This window comes from Ameyamaea chiangmaiensis, from assembly GCF_013376175.1.
GTDB lineage: Bacteria > Pseudomonadota > Alphaproteobacteria > Acetobacterales > Acetobacteraceae > Ameyamaea > Ameyamaea chiangmaiensis.
In genome coordinates, this window is the sequence record NZ_JABXXR010000013.1 from 24,664 (window position 1) to 42,411 (window position 17,748).

Sequence of the window (17,748 nt, forward strand, 5' to 3'; positions counted from 1 at the left end):
ATATTACCTAGAATATTAGCTGACCCCTGTCCTCTCGCAGACGGAGCCTCGATGTCCACGGCCGCCCCGCTTCGTCCCTGCCGCCGCGCGGTTCTGGCCTCGGGTCTCGGCATGGGGGCGGCCACCGTTCTGGACGTGGTGCCCGCAGGCGCAAGGCCTTCGCACGATGATATTCTCGTCGTAGCCATCGGCTCCGATCCTGTCGGGCTGGAGCCTGCGGACAATCGGGCGGAGCCGATCGGAAGCGAAATCATTCTGAACGTGTTCGACCCGCTGGTGGCGTGGGCGTCTGATACGGACGCCGAGCCCGAAGGTCGACTGGCCGAGCGCTGGCGCGTTTCCGCCGACGGAACCCGTTACAGCTTCGTCGTGCGCGAGGGAGTGACGTTTCATGATGGCACGCCGCTGGACGCGGAGGCCGTGCGGTTTTCGCTCGAACGTACACGGCGACTGAACCCCTACATGCGGGCGAGCCTGGATGCGCTGCAGTCGATCACGGTGACCGGCCCGCTGACGCTGGATTTCGAATTGTCCCGGCCGGTTCCGTTCTTTTTGTCGCTGCTGGCCCAGCCCCAAAGCGGGATCGTCAGTCCCACGGCGGTTCGGACGCTGGGGCGGGATTTTTCCACGCGACCGGTGGGGACGGGTGCCTTTCGTGTGGATCGCTACGTGCCGGACGTCGGACTGACGCTGTCGCGCAATCCGTCCTATTTTCGTGGAGCGTCGCGGCTGTCCTACCTCGTGTATCGTGTGATCGCCGATGCCTCCACCCGCAGGCTGGAGCTCGAGCGCGGCGAGATCGACGTCTGCCAGCAGAACGCGCAGTTATCGTCGCTGCCGATGGCTGACATACTTTCCTTCCGCCGCAACCCCGATATTCAGGTGATCGAGGTGCCCAGCCAGATCATGCGGCAGCTGGACTTCAACAATCGGGCCACCGGTCGGCCCGTCGCCGATCTGCGCGTGCGGCAGGCGGTCGCGCATGCGATCGATTATGACGCGCTCATCGATGGGGTTCTGGCCGGAACCGTTGATCGCGCCTTCGGTCCGTTGCCCGGCAGCAACTGGGCGTTCGACCCCTCGATGCGTGATCTAGCGCCCTGCTTCGATCCGGCCCAGGCCGTTGCGTTGCTGTCCGAAGCCGGGTTCGGACCCGGTGCGCTGCACCTGACCCTGTATACGTTCGAAGGGACATTCTGGGCCACGGTGGCGACGTTCCTGCAGTCCTGTCTGGCGGCCGTCGGGATCAGGACCACCATCGAACAGATGGAGTTTCCCTCCCTGCGCGCCCTTCACGTTTCCGGCCGCTTCGATACGGCGCTGGACGGCCGGGAGCCCTGGTATAACGATCCGGACGCCCACCTCACGATCGGTTATCTGTCCACACTTGCCGAAACCGCCATGACATTCCGCATGCCACCCGATCCCGCCATGGACGGCCTGATCCTTCAGGCACAGGTCGAGACTGATCCGTCACGGCGCAAGGCGCTGTATGCGACGCTTCAGGCGCGGCTTCTGGCACGCCTGCCCGCCGTGTACCTGTTTACCAACAAGGTGATCGTGTTCGCGCGTCGCAATGTGCGGGGACTGGTGGTCAAATCCACGCCACCGCTGAGCGAATACTGGGGCGTGTTCAAGGAGGCGCGGTCGGGATGAGCGCGTATATGGCACGCCGGATCATGGCCATGATCCCTGTTCTGGGGCTGGTGTTGCTGATCGTCTTCGGCCTGACGCGGATGATTCCGGGCGATCCGGCGGTGACCCTGCTGGGCCCGGGTGCCACGAACGCCCAGATCAGTGCGTTGCGCCACGAACTGCGTCTCGATCGGCCGGCTGCGTTGCAATTCGTCGACTATGTTGCGGGGCTGGCCCGCGGTGATCTCGGCACGTCCATCCGGACCGGGCGTCCGGTGACGGACGCGTTGGCCACCCGTCTGCCCGCAACGATGGAGCTGGCGGTGATGGCCTTCGTGCTGGCGCTGACGGTCGGCGTGCCCGCCGGTGTTCTGGCCGCGCGGCGCCCGGGCGGCGGTGTGGATTGTGCGTTGCAGTTCTGTTCGCTGTGCGGAGTGTCGATCCCGGCCTTTCTGCTGGCGTTCGGCTTGCAATATGTGTTCAGCGCGTGGCTGGGGTGGCTGCCCGTCGCGGGCCGCACCAGCGCGTTCATGATCGATGACGGGCGTGGCGGCTTCCTGCTGCTGGACAGTCTTCTGCGATGCGATGTCGCAACCTTTGCCGACCTGCTCGCGCATATCATTCTGCCGGCCATGGTGCTGGCGGCGTTTCTCACCGCCATGCTCGGCCGTTTTCTGCGCAATGTGATGATCGAGACCCTGTCGGAGGATTATATCCGAACGGCGCGGGCCAAAGGCATGAAAGAGGGGCAGATCCTGCTTGCGCATGCGCTTCCGAACGCGGCCGGACCGGCCATCATGATTCTTGGCGTGCAGTTCGGTGATATGCTGGGGGGCGCGATCCTGACCGAGACCGTGTTTTCCTGGCCGGGAATCGGGCGCTACATGTTCGAAGCCATTCGCGATCGCGATTATCCTGTCATTCAAAGCACGACGCTGGTCTTTGCGATCATCTTCATGACCGTATCCCTCGGCGCGGACGTCCTGAGCGCCCGGATCGATCCCCGTTTGCGGCGCGAGCGTGCGCGATGACGCGCTGTCTTCGCCATATGCTCGCCCATCGCGGTGGACGGGCGGGAGTGGTCATTCTGGGCATCATGATTGCCCTGATTGCAATCGCGCCGCTGGTGACACCGGGCATGCCCGACCATATGGACGTGACCCGGATGTTGCAGGCGCCGAGCCGGACGCATCCTCTCGGCACGGATCTGTTCGGGCGTGACGTGCTGACACGCACCCTGTATGGCGGTCGTCATACGCTGGCGATCGGGCTGGGTGTGGTGGCGATTGCCTTTGCCGTCGGGGTGGGTGTGGGGACTGTCGCCGGTTTCCGGGGTGGACTGTTCGATGCCGTGGCGATGCGTATCGTCGACGCGGTCCTCAGTTTTCCCGCGCTTGTTCTGGCGATCGCGCTGGCCGCTGCCCTTGGGCCGGGACTGCTGGACGCGATGCTGGCGATCGCCATCACGATGACACCCCAGTTCGCCCGTCTGGCACGGCGTCAGGCGCAGCATATTTCGGGCATGCTCTATGTCGAGGCTGCGCGCGTGCTGGGGGTCGGGAGCCTGCGGATCATGGCGCGCCATGTGCTGCGCAACGGTATCGCGCCGATGGTGACACTGGCATCGTTGTCGGTGGGATCGGCGATTCTTCAGGTGTCCAGCCTGGGGTTTCTGGGGCTGGGGGCGCAGCCGCCGTCGGCCGAATGGGGTGCGGATATTGCGGCCAATCTGGATTTCGTTCGCGTCGCCCCGTGGGTGTTGATGAGTGCGGGTGCGGCGATCATGCTGACGGTCCTGTCGTTCAATCTGATCGCTGATGCGATGTCTGATTACCTCAACCCGAAGGTATGAGCGGTGGACGCCCGAATGACCAACACACGCCCTGATGACGTGCATATCGTGCAGGAAAAGGTGGACTTTCTGCCACCCGACCGGGTGACGGACGACCGCAGTATCCTCACGCTCAAATCCCTTGTGATGGAACCGCTGTGCGCATGGACCGACGGGCGTGTCGAGGCCGGCCTGTTCGACCGGTGGGAGGTGGACGAGACCGGCTGTGTCTGGACGTTTCATCTCCGCCCGGATCCGGTTTTTCATGATGGGCACCGCTGCACGGCTCGGGACGTCGTCGATTTCGTGGACGCGATCAGCGCATCCGTTGATACGTTTGGCATGAAGTGGTCATATGCGCGCTACTTCGCACATGCACGGTTCGTGGCGGCATCGGAATCGACAATGCGCGTGACGACCGCGCGTCCCATGGGCGATCTGCCGGAAATTTTCACCGAATTCTATCTGTCCCGTACCGATCCGGAGGGAAACGCGACCATCGGCACCGGCCCCTTTCGTGTGGACGCTTTCACGCGCGCCACATCGGTCCGGTTGAGCGATGCCCAGGGACGCAGAATGAGGATCGACGCCCTGCCGAACGCGGAGGCGCGTCTGGCGGAGGTCGTGGCCGGGCGTGCGGACATCGCGTGCCAGCTCGATTGTCTGGAGAGGCTGCCCCGCCGGGAGGGGCCGTTGCAGTGGATTCACGCCACGCACTGCCTGTCGGTGATGGCGTATCTGAATTGCGCGCGCGGGTTGTTCGCGTCCGACGTGGCGCGGCGGGCCGTGAACCTGGCGATCGACAGGCAGTCCCTGTGCCGGCAGGTTTATCACGGCCTGGCGCGCCCTGCGGCGACGATCGTCAGCCCATGGCACTGTGGTGCTTCGCAGGCCGGGCTTCATCCGATCGACTACGATCCCGACACGGCGCGCGCGATGCTTCGAACGCTCGACTTTCGCGAGGAACTGGTGCTGCGGACTCCGACATATATGCCTGAACATGCCGTCGGGATCGCGCATGTCATCAAGGACGCACTTCAGCATGTCGGCCTGGAAGTACGCATCGATGTGGCGGACGACAGGCCGGGCTATGCGCGCGCGATAGGACGCAAGGACATGGGCGATATCGCCATATTCGATTCGTCGCCGCATAGCACATTCCGTGTCCTGAACGACAAGATCAGCAGTTCCAGCCGGGGCGTCTGGTGGCAGGGCTTTGACGACCCCGCGCTTGAGGGCCTGATCACCACGGCGAACGAGACCATCGATCCGCAGCGTCGGGCCGTAGCCTATGGTCGGTGTCTGTCGGCGCTGCAGACCAATCCTCCTTGGCTATACCTGGTTCATCCCGAGACACTGGCGGCCGCGCGGGCCGGACTGGGCGGACTGTCCGTGGATCATAAAGGTATCATGCATTTCACGAAGGAAGCGTTCTCATGAAGCAAGACTATACCATCACGTTTTTTTATTACGAGAACATGGCGTCCGTCATTCCGTTTTACGAAGAGGTGTTGGGATTCGAGCTGGTGCTGGATCAGGGCATGGCGCGCATATACCGTGTCGGGGAAGGAAGTTACTTCGGCATGGTTGACGGCAATCGCGGTCATTTGCGGCATCAGCCACACAGTGCGGTGCTGCTGACCATCGTTGCCCAGGATGTCGAGGGCTGGCATGCCCGCATGGTGGCCGCGGGGGTGCCGAACGTAAGCACTCTTCAAAAAGGACGCTTCTGCGAGCACTTCTTTTTTGAAGATCCCGCCGGCTATGCGATCGAAATCCAGCGCTTTCACAACCCCTCGGTCGCCGCGCTGTTCCGGGGGTGACGTCTATGACCACTCTGTATGTCCGGGGGCGGGACCTGATCCGCCGCTTCGGGGATGCCCCTCTCGTCTGGGGAGCGGGCGGGGACTCTCTCGCCGTGCATCAGGCGTATATTCCGCTGCTGGTCAGCTACACGCAGGAGGATATGGAGGCCAAGGGTCTTCGCAAGCTGGACGATCCGACCGCGCCTCGTCCGCCCGTGCATTTCACGGCGCTGGACATGGTAAGCCGGGAACGCGGTTGTCTTCTGTCCGGAGACACCGGTTCCGGGAAAACGAGTTTTTCACTCGACCTGGCTCTCAATCTCGCCGGGGAACTGGTCGGGGACCGCCGCTATGGTCTGAAGGCTCTCACGCGGATGGTGGCGCGTAACGGGGCGGGCACGCGCCGGCAGGAAAGCTGGAGTGGGCCGGTCCCCGAGCCGGTCCTGTACAGGGTCGAAGACGGTGACGACTGGGATCATGTTATCCGGACGTTGACCGATGAAGGTCTTCTGGAGGCAAACACGCTCCTGATTATTGACGGGCTGGAAAAATGTCCTGACCCTGAATCTATCCTTCGTAACGCGGCGGCTTTGCTGGAGGCGCATTCCGCGCTGCGGGTCGTCGTGTTGGCGGATGGCTATTTCTGCCGGGGTCTGGCCGTGCCGGACGCATTTGCCCCGTTCTCCCTGATCGCCCTGAACGACGCACAGAAGGCCGATGCACTGGCAAGGCGTGCGTGTCGGGCGGATGCGGACGGCATGCCTGCACGACCGGACCTGTTCGTCGCCGCGATGGCCGTCGGCGGGGCGGCCGGTGCCGACCCGGTCGCGGTCGCCGACGCGTGGCTGCACGCACAGTCGGACGAACGTCGGGCGGCACTTGCCACCGCCGCCGTGGCCGACGGCCAGCCGGTAGGCGCTGACAGGCTGATCACGTCGGATTTCGCCCGAACGATACTGTATCCCGTGTTGGCTGCACGTGCGTTTTCCATGCTGCCTGCGCACGATGTTCTGGTCCGTGTCGCGCAGTCCCCGCTCCGCTGGCGTTCCACGATCCCCCTTCTTGCGATGGTCCTGCGCGAACGTGGTCAGGGGACGACGGCACTGGCGCGGGGGCTGCTCGAGCTTTCCGACCGCTGGGCGATCGGGCTCTTGTCAGCCGCCGCACTCTGCGTGACATCGACGGACGACGACGATCTGCTGCGGGCCGCGCGGCGCGCCCTGACCACGATGATCGCGCAAGGCGGGGCGACGCTTGCGCTGCGCGACCAGGCGGCGCGATACCTCGCCCTCGTTGGTGACCCGCGTGCGCTGGATACGCTGATCGACGTGCCGCCCGGGCGCAGTGTCATCGGGTCGGACACGCATCCGAATTCGCAGCCGGTGCACGCCGTTAGGCTGGCGGGCTATCGCATCGGCCGGTACCCCGTCACGGTGGCGGCCTACGGCGCCTTCGTGCGCGAGACGGGCCGCGCGTGGACATCGCCCGATGCTGCGAGAGCCGAGCGCGCGAACGCACCCGCCACGGACGTGACGTGGTATGACGCCTGTGCCTATTGTGCGTGGCTGACGCAACGCTGGCGTGCTGAAGGTCGAATTGCGGCCGACGAGGTGGTGCGGCTTCCCACCGAAATGGAATGGGAACGCGCGGCGCGGGGGGATCACCCCGACGAGTCCGGCGCCGTCGTGTATCCCTGGGTAGGAGCGTGGAGGGCGGGATGGTCGAATTCCGCCGAACTGGGCCTGAACACTCCGGTTGCCGTGGGGCTGTGTGCCTACGGGCGCTCTCCCTACGGCGCGGATGACATGGCGGGTAACATCTGGGAGTGGACGACGACGCTATGGGGCCCGGACATGGCGACCCCCGATTTCGCCTATCCGTACCGCGACGATGGGCGCGAGGCCCCTGATGCGGATGTCTCGATCCGGCGGGTCCTCCGTGGCGGGTGCTTTTCCAGCAATCGCCTGAAAGCGTGTTGCACCTATCGCGGCAGTCTGGAGCCGAACGGCTTCTGGCGCGGGAACGGCTTCCGTGTCGTCGTATCGTCAGCGGATCCGCGAGCCTAAACAGGAGGTCGAATATGAAAAGCGTTTTTCATCTTGCCTATAACGTCGATAATCTTGACGAGGCACGAGATTTCTACGGACAAACACTGGGCTGCGCGGAAGGACGGAGCGCGCCGACATGGGTGGATTTCAACTTTTTCGGTCATGAAATTTCGCTGCATCTCGGAACACCTTTCGTGGCCCAGAACACGGGGCGTGTGGGCGAACATCTCGTACCGATGCCGCATCTGGGCGTGATTTTGCCGCTCGACGACTGGCGGGTTCTGGCGGATCGGCTTGTCGCGTTGCACGTCGATTTTGTGTTGCCGCCGACGGTGCGCTTCAAAGGGGAGCCCGGCGAGCAATGGACGATGTTCTTTCGTGATCCGTCAGGAAATCCGATAGAAATAAAGGGTTTTGCGTCGATGGATGCGGTGTTCGCGAAATAGACAGTCTAGTTCGTGATGGTTCGTCTATCGCATGAGGTTCTGTTGGCAGAAAGTCTTCTCAGACTGGCTTGGACGTGATTCAAAGCTGGTCTTTACGGAGACCGTTGAATGCGTGGCGACCTGACCGACGAAGAATGAGCGATTATTGGCAATCTTCTGCCGCCTGAACGTGGTCTTTCGTCCCGACTATCGCAGGATAATCCTCTATTTTTCAACGGAATGCTTTATGTCCTGCATGTCGGTTGTCCATGGCGGCACATGCATGAGCGCTACGGAAAATGGAACGCGGTGTATGTGCGGTTCCGTCGATGGGCAGAGCAAGGACAGCACGGTCGTTCGGGCTCACAGCCAGGCGGTTGGCGCAAAAGGGGGACTCAGAAGGACGGCTTTGGTCGAAGCCGCGGCGGCTTTGCGAGCAAGGTCCACGCCCGTGCTGACGGTCAGGGACGCCCTCTTGGCTTTGACCTGACGGGTGGTGAAGTTTCTGCTTATTCCGGCGCTGATGCCCTGATGGACCTGCCGGTCGTGACACCGCGCCGACTTCTGGCCGACAAGGGGTATGATAGTGACAGGATACGGGAGACCCTGCTTTTTCGAGGTGTTCTTCCCGTCATCCCGCCACGTTCGAACCGGCCACCGGACATTCCCTGCGATTTCCGCCGATACCGTGACTGAAATCGTTTCGAAAGGATGTTCAACACGCTCAAGAAGTTCTGCCGTATCGCCACCTGCTATGACAAAACGAGGAAATCCTTCGTCGCCTTTCTCAATCTCGCTACCGTCACGTTGTGGCTACCATCTTTTGTCAAAGGAGCCTGCCCGCTATCTGGTCGTCTCTTTGTCGAAGGGTATGAAAAACCTCTTATGAGCACGAGATCCTTCGCGAGCATCTCGGACTGCCGGTTCCTGACAATCGCTGGTCGGTCGAACGATCGCGCGCAGCGGAGGCACGGACACCGGCGGCGTCCAGGCGTGTGGAGCGTCCTGTCATGCACGCCAACAGCCGTCCTCTGGTTGCCACCAGACAGCGTCGGTCGAGGTGAGGCACGGTAAGTGGAGATTATAAAATACCCCTCTCTGATCGCCAGACATCATGTCTCACCTGGTCGGGCGATCAGAGGATTCCATCCCGGCTATCGCTGAGGCCGCCGCGCACCACATCGGCAATGATGGTCAGGGCACGGGACAATTCGCTACGGCTGTGCGTCGCGCCCAGACACACGCGCAGCCCCGTATCGGCGTCGCCGGACACCACCGATGCGTCCGGCGGCGTGATCTCGACACCGGCGCGCAGCAGGCGCCCCGTGACACGTTCGGCGTCCAGCGCGCCCATCGGCATCCACGCATGGGGCGAATGGTCCGCCCCGCATGGTGCGATCAGGTCGCCTAGAGTGGCGCGCGCCAACGCCCAGCGCGCGGCGGCCTCGGACTGGACGGACTGGGCGATGGCGTCGATCCGGCCATCGGCGACCCACTCGTTGAACACAAGGGCGCCCAGCGCAGGCGGGCAATAGCCCAGCGCCCGCACGCCGCGCAGGAGGCGTTCATGTGGGACGGTCGGCGGAACAGTCAGGAACGCAAGGCGAAAACCGGCGCACACGCCCTTGGACAGGCTGGCGAGATAGAGGGTGCGCTCGGGCGCGTATGACGCGATCTGACGCGGCCGGCCGGAATAGGCGTAATACGCGTCATCTTCCAGAATCAGCAGGTCCTGCGCGCGGGCGACGTCGGCGATGGCCTGTCGACGCCGGTCGGACATCGTGCGCGTGGTCGGGTTGTGCAGGGTCGGCAGGGTAAACAGAAGGCGGCTGCCGGTCTCCACCGCCGCCCGCGCCACGGCTTCGGGCAGGATACCTTCCTCATCCATTGGCAGGCCGTGAAGGGTGAGGCCGAAATGCTCGGCGGCCGCGCGCGCACCATAAAAGGTGGAAGACTCGCACAGGATGGTACTGCCCGGCGCGCAGAGCGATGAAAACACCAAGGCGATCCCGTGCTGGCCGCCATTGCACTGGATCAGGGCGTCGGGGTCGACGTCCAGGCCATACTGCGCCGCAAGCCAGCGGGCCCCGGCGGCGCGAACCTGCGGCAGGCCCGCGCCGGGTATGTAGTGAACCGCCGGTTCCAGCGCGTCGCGTGCCATCAGCGTCGCCAGCGCGGTCCTGAGATCGTCCATCAGCGGCACCGGTGGCGGCGTGTTGCGGCGCAGGTCGATGGGCGCCTGGAGCGCGGACTCCGCACCGTCATGGCGCACAGGTGTCGGTATGTCCGGGGCGGAGGACAGGCGGCCGCGCACGAACGAGCCCCGGCCGACGTGGGCGGACAAAAGCCCCCGGCGCTCGGCCTCGGCATAGGCGCGCGTTACGCTGCCAACACTAACGCCCAGACGGAACGCAAGATCGCGTTGTGGCGGCAGGCGGCTGCCCGGCGGCAGTTCGCCCGTCCGGATATCGCGGGCCATTGCGACGACCAGTCGCTCATAGAGCGGCTGGCGGCCGGACTCCAGTTCGGGCTGCCACATCGCGCACCTCTTCGCCTGTAATTGAAATAGGACAATATAGAGATTGAACTCTTTTTCTGGTTTGTCAAATTAGAGCAATCGATTCGATTTGTTCAATTGTCCTATGACAATAAGGAGGATGTTATGGCGCACTGCATTGCGCAGAGCCTCTCTGCGCATATGCCGGTCAGGTCGCCCAGTCTGATCCGGTGCTGGGGCCCCGTCGCGGGCTTTGCCGGGGCAATCCTCGGGGGACTGATGGTGCTGATGGCGCTTCATGCGCCCGTTCCGGCACAGGAGACCGACAATCAGACAGACCAGGTCATGGTGTCCTATGCCCGTGACGACCTTGCCGATCCCGTGCGGGCGCGCCGACTGCTGGGTCGCATGAACGCGGCGGCCCTGAGGGCCTGCGGCCTTGTGACCGGCGTGTCGATCCCGATGCGCGAGCGTATCGAGGCCTCCCGATGTCATCGTGATGCGCTTCAGGGCGCGGTGGCATCGGCGCACGCACCGCTTTTGACGGCCATGGCGGATGGTGAATCCCGTCCGACCGACGCGTTCGCGGGGGAGCCCTGAGCATGGAGCTTTCGTTCCGTCAGGTCGACGTGTTCGCCGCCGCGGCCTTTCAGGGTAATCCGCTTGCCGTCGTGCTTGGCGCCGACGACCTGACCGACGCACAGATGGCGCGCATCGCGAACTGGACCAATCTCAGCGAAACGACCTTTCTGCTGCGCCCTCGTCATCCCGACGCCGACTATCGGGTGCGGATTTTCACGCCGGACAGCGAACTGCCGTTCGCCGGTCATCCGACCCTGGGAAGCGCCTTCGTCTGGGAGTCGGCGGGGGGCGTGCCGAGGGCAGACGCCATCGTGCAGGAATGCGGCGCGGGTCTTGTGCGCATACGTCGTGATGCTGATCGCCTGTCGTTCGCCGCACCGCCCCGGCTGCGTTCAGGTCCGGTTGATGCCCATGACCTCGGACCGGTTCTCAGCGGCCTGCGTCTCGCCCGCACGGACGTTCTCGATGCGGAGTGGGCGGACAACGGTCCCGGTTGGATGGTTCTCCGCCTGAGCGGGCGGCAGGCGGTGCTTGGCATTCGTCCGGACTGGGGTGCGCTGAAGGGGCACAAGGTCGGCGTGGTCGGGGCGTGGGATCCCGTCCATGACGGGCCGGACGCGCAGTTCGAGGTGCGTGCCTTCATCGGGAGCGGGCAGGGTTATGAGGACCCGGTCACCGGCAGCCTGAACGCGGGCATCGCCCAGTGGCTGGTGGGTGATGGCATCGCGCCGCCCCGTTACGTGGCCAGCCAGGGTACGGCGCTCGGCCGCGCGGGACGTGTGTTTGTCGAGCGGGCGGACGACGCGCTCTGGATCGGGGGAGCCGTGGTCACGCGCATTGCCGGTCGTCTGGTCGTCACGGACGACTGAGGGACCGGCCGGGGCATCACCGCGTCCGTCACAGCGACGCGGTAATGCCGCCGTCGACATACAGGATGTGGCCGTTGACGAAGCTCGCCGCGTCCGAGGCCAGAAAGACCGCCGCACCCCCGAGCTCGGCCACGTTGCCCCAGCGCCCGGCGGGCGTACGGTTGGCGAGCCACGCGCTGAACGCTTCGTCCCGCACCAGCGCGTCGGTGAGTTCGGTCTTGAAATACCCCGGCGCCAGTCCGTTAACCTGAATGTTGTGTTTGCCCCAGTCCGTCGCCATTCCCTTGGTCAGCATCTTCACCGCGCCTTTGCTGGCGGTGTAGGGGGCGATGTTGGGACGGGCCAGTTCGCTCTGCACGGAGCACACATTGATGATGCGCCCCGCCTTGCGAGCGATCATGTGACGGGCGACCGCCTGCGCGACCAGAAAGACGCTGTCCACATTGGTGGACATGATCGTCTTCCAGTCCGCGACGGGGAAATCCTCCAGCGGCGCGCGGCGCTGCAGCCCCGCATTGTTCACCAGAACCGCGATGGGGCCGACGTCGCGCTCGATGCCGTCCACCGCCGTGCGCACCGCATCCGGGTCGGTCACGTCGAAACGCGCCGTGTGCGTGGTGAACCCCTCGGCCGACAGGGTGTCTCGCGCCGTGCCGAGCGCGCCTTCGTCGCGCCCGTTGAGCACCAGTGTCGCCCCGGCTTCGCCCAGTGCCCGGGCCAGGGCCAGGCCGATCCCACGCGACGAACCGGTGACGAGGGCGATCCGCCCCTTCAGACTGAACAGTTGCATGCTAACCCCTCCGCTGCAGGTCGCGTATCAAACGATGGCGCAGTCTGGCCCATGCGCGCCCCGACGCCGAGGCGGCGGGGGATCACGTATCTGTCAGCGCACCGGGAACGCGCAGCCCGGCGCCGCCCGTCAGAAACGGAAGACGACGTTGTTCTGGTAGTAGCTTCCGCTTGATCCGCCGGCACGAGTGAGGCTGTCGGACGTGAAGAAACGTGCCGCGTATTGTGTCCAGGTCAGATGACGGTTGAGCTGGATCGACAGTGAAATCTGCGGCACCACGCCGACATAGCCGCCGCTGAAGGCGTGACGGAACACGTAACGACCCGATGGGCCATAGATCGGGTCGTTGGTGCTGTCACGCCACAGGAACGGCGCCTTGAATTGAACGGTCAGATTGTTGCGCGGGGTCAGGCGGATCACGGGCGACAGGGCGATCAGGTTCGAGGGCGAGATATAGGTCGTGGTGTCGAGGTAGTTGGTCTGCGGGCTGTAGGGGGCGATGTAGGTGCCGACCGTGCCATTCGTGCGCCGTGCGTCGCCACCGGAATAGAGATCGGCCTGCACCCCCAGAAACGGATGGACGGGCGACGGCGTGTGGCGGTAGCCGATGATGGTGTTGATGGCATAGGCACTGACCGGGCGTGGCAGGTTGGTCCGGGCATAGTTGAACGTGCCGCCCTGCCACAGCGCGCCCACGGAAAATTCAAAGGACGGCGCGGAGCCGTACCACCGCATCCCGAAATTGTTGCGCGTGGTCGCGCCCGAGGCGGTGGCGGTCCGGGTGGCGATGGCGGCCGACGACCCGGTCAGCTTGTAGCCGATATAGAACATATCCAGAAACGAACGGACTTTTTCCAGACCCAGATGAAACTGGCCGGGCGCCAGGGTCGCGTTAACGCCGTACAGGCGCGTGGCGTAGTTTTCGGTGTCGTGAAACATGGCGGCGGGCGTGATGTTCGTCTGGACGAAATCGTACGCGTCAAAGCGTATGCGGTGTCCGACGGAGTAGAGGCGGAACCCGTTCCACGACAGCGGCACGTTGGGCGTTTCGCGATTGTAGAGAATGTAGGACGGCGCATCGAGAAACTGTTGTCGCCCGAAGATGAAGCCTGTCTGGGTACCGAGCACCGGCTGCCGCCATTCCACGAACGCCTGCTGCACGTCGAGCCGCGTCCGGTAGTTTGCGGTGTATCCATACCCGCCCCAGCCCCCGGCATCGGCGTTGATCAACTGGCCGAAGAAACGCAGATGCGGGCCGATATGCAGATCGGCGCCATACAGGTTGCGCACGCCGAAGCGGCCGGAGTCATTGGGCTTCTGGGTGCCGAGATTGGGTCGTTGTTCCCACCAGTTGCGCAGGCGCGTCTCGCCCGAAAAGCTCAACCACACCGAGCCGTCATTGTTCAGGGGGATGAATTTCAGCACGTCGAACGGGTCGTGGTCCGGTTTCCCGTTGCGCAGGCCGCTCCAGTCCTCCGCCCACGGTGCGACGGCATACAGCCCGATCGGGCCGAATCCCGCCGGCTCGCCGTTTCCGTAATTGAACACGCCCCACGGACCGTGGGTGCTGAATCCCGGGGCGCCGGAGGTGCCCGGGATGCGGCGCGGCTGGCTGACGGGGCCGGCATGCGGATAGGTCTGGATGGACGGGAAGGTCGCCGCGCCGGCCCCGCGTGAGGGGGGCGAGTGCTGCACGCTGCGTACCTGTGCCGGGGTGGCCGTCTGAAGGGACGACACGGCGGATCGGGCGACGCCGGGGGCAAGGGCCACCATGGCCAGCACCGACAGACCGCTGCGACGAAGAACGGGGCTGGAACGGCGAAGCCGCACGATGGTGTCTCCCATGATGCGAGCATCTAGGGAGAAACGGATTAATTACGCAACAGGATTTGTTTTATGAATAAAACACGTATTTTTATAGTTGTTTAAAGCGGACCGCCGGTAGATGCGCGCGATTGTAGGTCAGCTGCCCGGGTGAGAGCTGGAAACCGATGTCCATGCCGTAGCTGTCGGGGTCCTCGCGCGCGGCGTCGGGCAGATCGATGATCAGCACGCGCGACGTGACATCGGTCTCCGACAGCGCCGTCGTGAAGGTCACGGTCTGGCTGAAGATCTTCTTGTCGATGATCTTGCCGTTATGCGTGACGGCCACGAAGAACGGGATCTCGGCCGTACCGGTGTGATTGGCCGGTCCACGCGTGACGTGCATGCGGACCGTCATGCGGCTGCGGACGGAGCCCTTGCCGGTCGGGCCATCCTCGCAATCGCCGGTGAGCCCGCTGAGCGAGGCATGGACCAGCAGGGTCCGCAGATCGGTGCTGGTGCCGCTGTAGTCGAAATAATCGGCGGCCTCGGAGGGAATATCGGAGCGGGGACAACCCGGAGCAAAGGCTGTCGCGTCGTCATTGCAGCCCCCCAGTCCGAGCAGGCTTGCCATGACGGCGGTGCCGAGGGCCGCGCGGTGCGCGAAGCGGGGAAAGGTCGGGGTCGTCATCGTAGGATTCGAAGGCTCCGAGAGGCTGGGACGGCGCCTTCCGGCGACCCGGTCGGGGCGTCGGAAACGGGCGCGCCGCGGAATATGGCTTGCGCGTCTGTCGTACTTTGCGTAGGGGCGGACCAGACCACAAGTATGGGTGGACAGGCCCCACGGCCGGAGACAACCTGCTTCCTATACCGCCCGTTGCATGTTTGGGGAACACCATGCCCGACCAGATGACCACGACCGCCGATTCCGCGACGACCGACACCGCAGTGCGGTCCATGCGCGTCCTCCTGGCAGGGCCGCGCGGCTTCTGCGCCGGCGTCGACCGCGCCATCCGCGTGGTGGAGGAGGCGATCCGCCGGTACGGCGCGCCCGTCTATGTCCGTCACGAGATCGTGCATAACCGCACGGTGGTCGAGACGCTCGAGGAGCAGGGCGCTATCTTCGTCGAGGAACTCGACGAGGTGCCGGCCGACGGCCATGTCGTCTTTTCGGCCCATGGCGTTCCCAAGACCGTTCCCGCCGAGGCCGAGCGCCGAAACCTGCTTTATCTGGATGCGACGTGCCCTCTTGTGTCCAAGGTGCACCGCGAGGCCGAGCGGCATTATGCCGACGGTGGTCCGGACAGCCGTCATATCCTGATGATCGGCCATGCCGGCCATCCGGAGGTGGTGGGCACGATGGGACAGCTTCCCGCGGGCGCCGTCACGCTGATCAACGATGCGGACGAGGCCCGCTCCGTCCAGCCGGCCGACCCGTCCCGGCTGGCGTTCATCACCCAGACCACGCTGTCCGTCGACGACACGGCGGAGATCGTCTCGATCCTGCGCGAGCGCTTCCCGCAGATCGAAGGGCCCAAGCGCGAGGATATCTGCTACGCGACGACCAACCGTCAGGAAGCGGTGAAGGCGATCGCGCCGGAGAGCGACCTTGTGATCGTCATCGGCTCGCCCAATTCATCGAACTCGCAGCGCTTGCGCGAGGTCGCCGAGCGTTCGGGCGCCAAGCGCGCGCTGCTGGTGCCGCGCCTGAACGCGCTGGACTGGGCGGTGCTGGAAGGTGTCGATACGCTGGGCATTACCGCCGGTGCGTCGGCGCCCGAGTCTTTGGTCCAGGAGATGGTGGTCGCGCTGTCCAAGCGTTTCGACCTTCAGATCGAGGAGCGGACGGTTAAGGAAGAGAACGTGACCTTCCGTCTGCCCGCCCCTTTGGGCTGAGTCGTGGCGGTCTATACCGACGTCTCCGACGAGGCCCTGTCGGCGTTTCTTGAAGAGTATGAGATCGGCGGCCTTGTCGCATTTCGCGGCATCGCCGAAGGCGTCGAGAACAGTAATTTCGTTCTCCGCACCACGCAGGGCGACTTTATCCTGACCCTGTATGAAAAGCGCGTGAACCGCGACGATCTGCCGTGGTTCCTGGGCTTCATGCGTCATCTCTCGGCCCATGGCCTGTCCTGCCCGACTCCCGTCGTGGGGCGGAACGGCGAGGCACTGCGTGAACTCGCCGGGCGTCCGGCGGCCATTACGACGTTCCTGCCCGGTGTGTGGCCCCGTCGTGTGCATCTCTATCACTGTCGTGCACTGGGCGAGGCGATGGCACATCTGCATCGTGCCGGAGAGGCCTACGTGCCTGTGCGACGCAACGGACTCGGGGCCGAGTCGTGGGGGCCTCTGCTGGAGGCCTGCCGGGCGCAGGGTGACCGCGTGCACCCCGGTCTGGTGGCCGAAGTGTCGGCGGCACTCGATGGTGTGCTGCGGAACTGGCCGGCCGAGGGCGCGCTGCCGGTCGGGCATATCCATGCGGACCTGTTTCCCGACAACGTGTTCTTTCTCGACCGCGCCGTGTCGGGCGTGATCGACTTCTATTTCGCCTGCACCGACATGCTGGCCTATGACATTGCGATCTGCCTGAACGCCTGGTGTTTCGAGATGGACGGCTCTTTCAATGTCACGCGCGCGCGGCTTCTTGTGGCGGGGTATGAGTCGGTGCGTCCGCTGACGGCGGCGGAGCGCGCGAGCCTGCCGGTTCTGGCGCGTGGGGCGGCGCTGCGCTTTCTGCTGACCCGGCTGTATGACTGGATCAACACGCCGCCGGACGCCATGGTGACGCGCAAGGATCCGCGCGACTACCTGCATCGGCTGCGCTTCCATCTGCAGGCCGATGGTCCGGGCGCCTATGGACTCTGATCTCGAAGCGGCGCAGGTGGACGCTGGCGAAGGTGCGCGTCCCACGGTCGCGATCTGGACCGATGGCGGGTGCAAGCCCAACCCCGGACCGGGCGGCTGGGGCGCGCTGCTGCGCTTTGGCGTGCATGAGCGCGAACTGAGCGGCTACGCGGCCGAGACCACGAACAACCGCATGGAACTGACGGCAGCGGCCGAGGCGCTGGAGGCTCTGACCCGTTCCTGCATCGTGACGCTTCACACCGACAGCGAATATGTGCGCAATGGCATTACGCGCTGGTCCACGGGGTGGGTAAGACGCAACTGGCGCAATGCGGCAGGGGATCCGGTCGCGAATATGGATCTTTGGCGTCGGCTTCTCGATGTCAGTAAGCGGCACGAGATCACATGGCTCTGGGTACGTGGCCATTCGGGTGACGAAAACAACGAACGCGTGGATCGTCTGGCCACCGCTGCGCGCAACGCCGGGGGTGACGCCGGATAGATCGGGGAGGGTCGGATGAACCGCGAGAGCGCGCACACGGTCAAGAGTTACGAACAGGAACTGGGGCAACTCCGTGCGATCATGGCGCGGATGGGCGGTCTTGTGGAGAGCCAGACG

At 64.5% G+C, this 17,748-nt stretch carries 17 protein-coding genes and 1 pseudogene; 14 read left to right on the forward strand and 4 right to left on the reverse strand.

Annotated elements, in window-relative coordinates:
- Positions 1-51: 51 nt before the first annotated feature.
- The 8 genes from HUK82_RS03550 to HUK82_RS17670 all read left to right on the forward strand — a co-directional run bounded on the left by HUK82_RS03550 (position 52) and on the right by HUK82_RS17670 (position 8,440).
- A complete protein-coding gene (locus HUK82_RS03550) occupies positions 52-1,656 on the forward strand; it encodes an ABC transporter substrate-binding protein (RefSeq protein WP_246495689.1) in 1,605 nt (534 codons plus the stop codon).
- Positions 1,653-2,666 (forward strand): ABC transporter permease, encoded by a 1,014-nt coding sequence (locus HUK82_RS03555; protein WP_176612629.1) that lies wholly within the window; start codon positions 1,653-1,655, stop codon positions 2,664-2,666. Before HUK82_RS03550 ends, HUK82_RS03555 begins: the two co-directional genes overlap by 4 nt.
- Entirely contained in the window at positions 2,663-3,487 is an 825-nt protein-coding gene (locus tag HUK82_RS03560; RefSeq protein WP_176612630.1) for an ABC transporter permease, read from the forward strand. The genes HUK82_RS03555 and HUK82_RS03560 overlap by 4 nt, the downstream gene beginning before the upstream one ends.
- A 15-nt stretch (positions 3,488-3,502) precedes the next feature.
- Positions 3,503-4,906 (forward strand): ABC transporter substrate-binding protein, encoded by a 1,404-nt coding sequence (locus HUK82_RS03565; protein WP_176612631.1) that lies wholly within the window; start codon positions 3,503-3,505, stop codon positions 4,904-4,906.
- Positions 4,903-5,289: a VOC family protein gene (locus HUK82_RS03570; protein ID WP_176612632.1), complete on the forward strand. Its 387-nt coding sequence runs from the start codon at positions 4,903-4,905 to the stop codon at positions 5,287-5,289. Before HUK82_RS03565 ends, HUK82_RS03570 begins: the two co-directional genes overlap by 4 nt.
- 5 nt (positions 5,290-5,294) lie before the next feature.
- Positions 5,295-7,337, forward strand: a complete 2,043-nt coding sequence (locus HUK82_RS03575) for an SUMF1/EgtB/PvdO family nonheme iron enzyme (protein ID WP_176612633.1) — start codon at positions 5,295-5,297, stop codon at positions 7,335-7,337.
- A gap of 14 nt (positions 7,338-7,351) precedes the next feature.
- A complete protein-coding gene (locus HUK82_RS03580; RefSeq protein WP_176612634.1) occupies positions 7,352-7,765 on the forward strand; it encodes a VOC family protein in 414 nt (137 codons plus the stop codon).
- Positions 7,766-7,921: 156 nt separating this feature from the next.
- Complete coding sequence (locus tag HUK82_RS17670; protein WP_373318254.1) at positions 7,922-8,440, forward strand: transposase; 519 nt, start codon at positions 7,922-7,924, stop codon at positions 8,438-8,440.
- Between the two features lie 439 nt (positions 8,441-8,879).
- Here HUK82_RS17670 and HUK82_RS03590 read toward each other — a convergent pair whose 3' ends face one another.
- The gene (locus HUK82_RS03590) at positions 8,880-10,283 is read right to left on the reverse strand and encodes an aminotransferase-like domain-containing protein (RefSeq protein WP_176612635.1); all 1,404 of its coding nucleotides are present in this window, start codon (positions 10,281-10,283) and stop codon (positions 8,880-8,882) included.
- Positions 10,284-10,406: 123 nt separating this feature from the next.
- Here HUK82_RS03590 and HUK82_RS03595 point away from each other — a divergent pair, with 123 nt between their 5' ends.
- Together HUK82_RS03595 and HUK82_RS03600 are read left to right on the forward strand one after the other, a co-directional pair.
- Positions 10,407-10,841 carry a UrcA family protein gene (locus HUK82_RS03595; RefSeq protein ID WP_176612636.1) on the forward strand — a complete coding sequence of 145 codons (435 nt, stop codon included), beginning with the start codon at positions 10,407-10,409 and terminating at the stop codon, positions 10,839-10,841.
- Positions 10,842-10,843: 2 nt separating this feature from the next.
- Complete coding sequence (locus HUK82_RS03600) at positions 10,844-11,692, forward strand: PhzF family phenazine biosynthesis protein (protein ID WP_176612637.1); 849 nt, start codon at positions 10,844-10,846, stop codon at positions 11,690-11,692.
- Positions 11,693-11,720: 28 nt separating this feature from the next.
- Here HUK82_RS03600 and HUK82_RS03605 read toward each other — a convergent pair whose 3' ends face one another.
- The 3 genes from HUK82_RS03605 to HUK82_RS03615 all read right to left on the reverse strand — a co-directional run bounded on the left by HUK82_RS03605 (position 11,721) and on the right by HUK82_RS03615 (position 14,976).
- A complete protein-coding gene (locus HUK82_RS03605) occupies positions 11,721-12,482 on the reverse strand; it encodes an SDR family oxidoreductase (RefSeq protein ID WP_176612638.1) in 762 nt (253 codons plus the stop codon).
- 129 nt (positions 12,483-12,611) lie between these two features.
- A complete protein-coding gene (locus HUK82_RS03610; RefSeq protein WP_246495691.1) occupies positions 12,612-14,327 on the reverse strand; it encodes an alginate export family protein in 1,716 nt (571 codons plus the stop codon).
- Between the two features lie 70 nt (positions 14,328-14,397).
- Complete coding sequence (locus tag HUK82_RS03615; protein WP_176612639.1) at positions 14,398-14,976, reverse strand: hypothetical protein; 579 nt, start codon at positions 14,974-14,976, stop codon at positions 14,398-14,400.
- A 206-nt stretch (positions 14,977-15,182) separates the two neighbouring features.
- Here HUK82_RS03615 and ispH point away from each other — a divergent pair, with 206 nt between their 5' ends.
- From ispH to HUK82_RS17325, 4 genes and pseudogenes are all read left to right on the forward strand, one after another.
- Positions 15,183-16,181: a 4-hydroxy-3-methylbut-2-enyl diphosphate reductase gene (gene ispH / locus HUK82_RS03620; protein WP_176612640.1), complete on the forward strand. Its 999-nt coding sequence runs from the start codon at positions 15,183-15,185 to the stop codon at positions 16,179-16,181.
- A gap of 3 nt (positions 16,182-16,184) precedes the next feature.
- Positions 16,185-17,150, forward strand: a complete 966-nt coding sequence (locus HUK82_RS03625; RefSeq protein WP_176612641.1) for a homoserine kinase — start codon at positions 16,185-16,187, stop codon at positions 17,148-17,150.
- A complete protein-coding gene (gene rnhA / locus HUK82_RS03630; RefSeq protein WP_176612642.1) occupies positions 17,140-17,631 on the forward strand; it encodes a ribonuclease HI in 492 nt (163 codons plus the stop codon). The genes HUK82_RS03625 and rnhA overlap by 11 nt, the downstream gene beginning before the upstream one ends.
- 15 nt (positions 17,632-17,646) lie before the next feature.
- A pseudogene (locus tag HUK82_RS17325) lies at positions 17,647-17,748 on the forward strand (phosphate signaling complex protein PhoU); the annotation flags it as partial.

Bases quoted from the DNA above. Each gene is read 5' to 3' on its own strand.
- HUK82_RS03555 (WP_176612629.1), top strand. From the start codon at position 1,653: ATGAGCGCGTATATGGCACGCCGGATCATGGCCATGATCCCTGTTCTG.
- HUK82_RS03550 (WP_246495689.1), top strand. From the start codon at position 52: ATGTCCACGGCCGCCCCGCTTCGTCCCTGCCGCCGCGCGGTTCTGGCC.
- HUK82_RS03615 (WP_176612639.1), bottom strand. From the start codon at position 14,976: ATGACGACCCCGACCTTTCCCCGCTTCGCGCACCGCGCGGCCCTCGGC.
- rnhA (WP_176612642.1), top strand. From the start codon at position 17,140: ATGGACTCTGATCTCGAAGCGGCGCAGGTGGACGCTGGCGAAGGTGCG.
- HUK82_RS03580 (WP_176612634.1), top strand. From the start codon at position 7,352: ATGAAAAGCGTTTTTCATCTTGCCTATAACGTCGATAATCTTGACGAG.
- HUK82_RS03590 (WP_176612635.1), bottom strand. From the start codon at position 10,283: ATGTGGCAGCCCGAACTGGAGTCCGGCCGCCAGCCGCTCTATGAGCGA.
- ispH (WP_176612640.1), top strand. From the start codon at position 15,183: ATGCCCGACCAGATGACCACGACCGCCGATTCCGCGACGACCGACACC.
- HUK82_RS03605 (WP_176612638.1), bottom strand. From the start codon at position 12,482: ATGCAACTGTTCAGTCTGAAGGGGCGGATCGCCCTCGTCACCGGTTCG.
- HUK82_RS03565 (WP_176612631.1), top strand. From the start codon at position 3,503: ATGACCAACACACGCCCTGATGACGTGCATATCGTGCAGGAAAAGGTG.
- HUK82_RS03595 (WP_176612636.1), top strand. From the start codon at position 10,407: ATGGCGCACTGCATTGCGCAGAGCCTCTCTGCGCATATGCCGGTCAGG.
- HUK82_RS03560 (WP_176612630.1), top strand. From the start codon at position 2,663: ATGACGCGCTGTCTTCGCCATATGCTCGCCCATCGCGGTGGACGGGCG.
- HUK82_RS03570 (WP_176612632.1), top strand. From the start codon at position 4,903: ATGAAGCAAGACTATACCATCACGTTTTTTTATTACGAGAACATGGCG.
- HUK82_RS03575 (WP_176612633.1), top strand. From the start codon at position 5,295: ATGACCACTCTGTATGTCCGGGGGCGGGACCTGATCCGCCGCTTCGGG.
- HUK82_RS03610 (WP_246495691.1), bottom strand. From the start codon at position 14,327: ATGGGAGACACCATCGTGCGGCTTCGCCGTTCCAGCCCCGTTCTTCGT.
- HUK82_RS03600 (WP_176612637.1), top strand. From the start codon at position 10,844: ATGGAGCTTTCGTTCCGTCAGGTCGACGTGTTCGCCGCCGCGGCCTTT.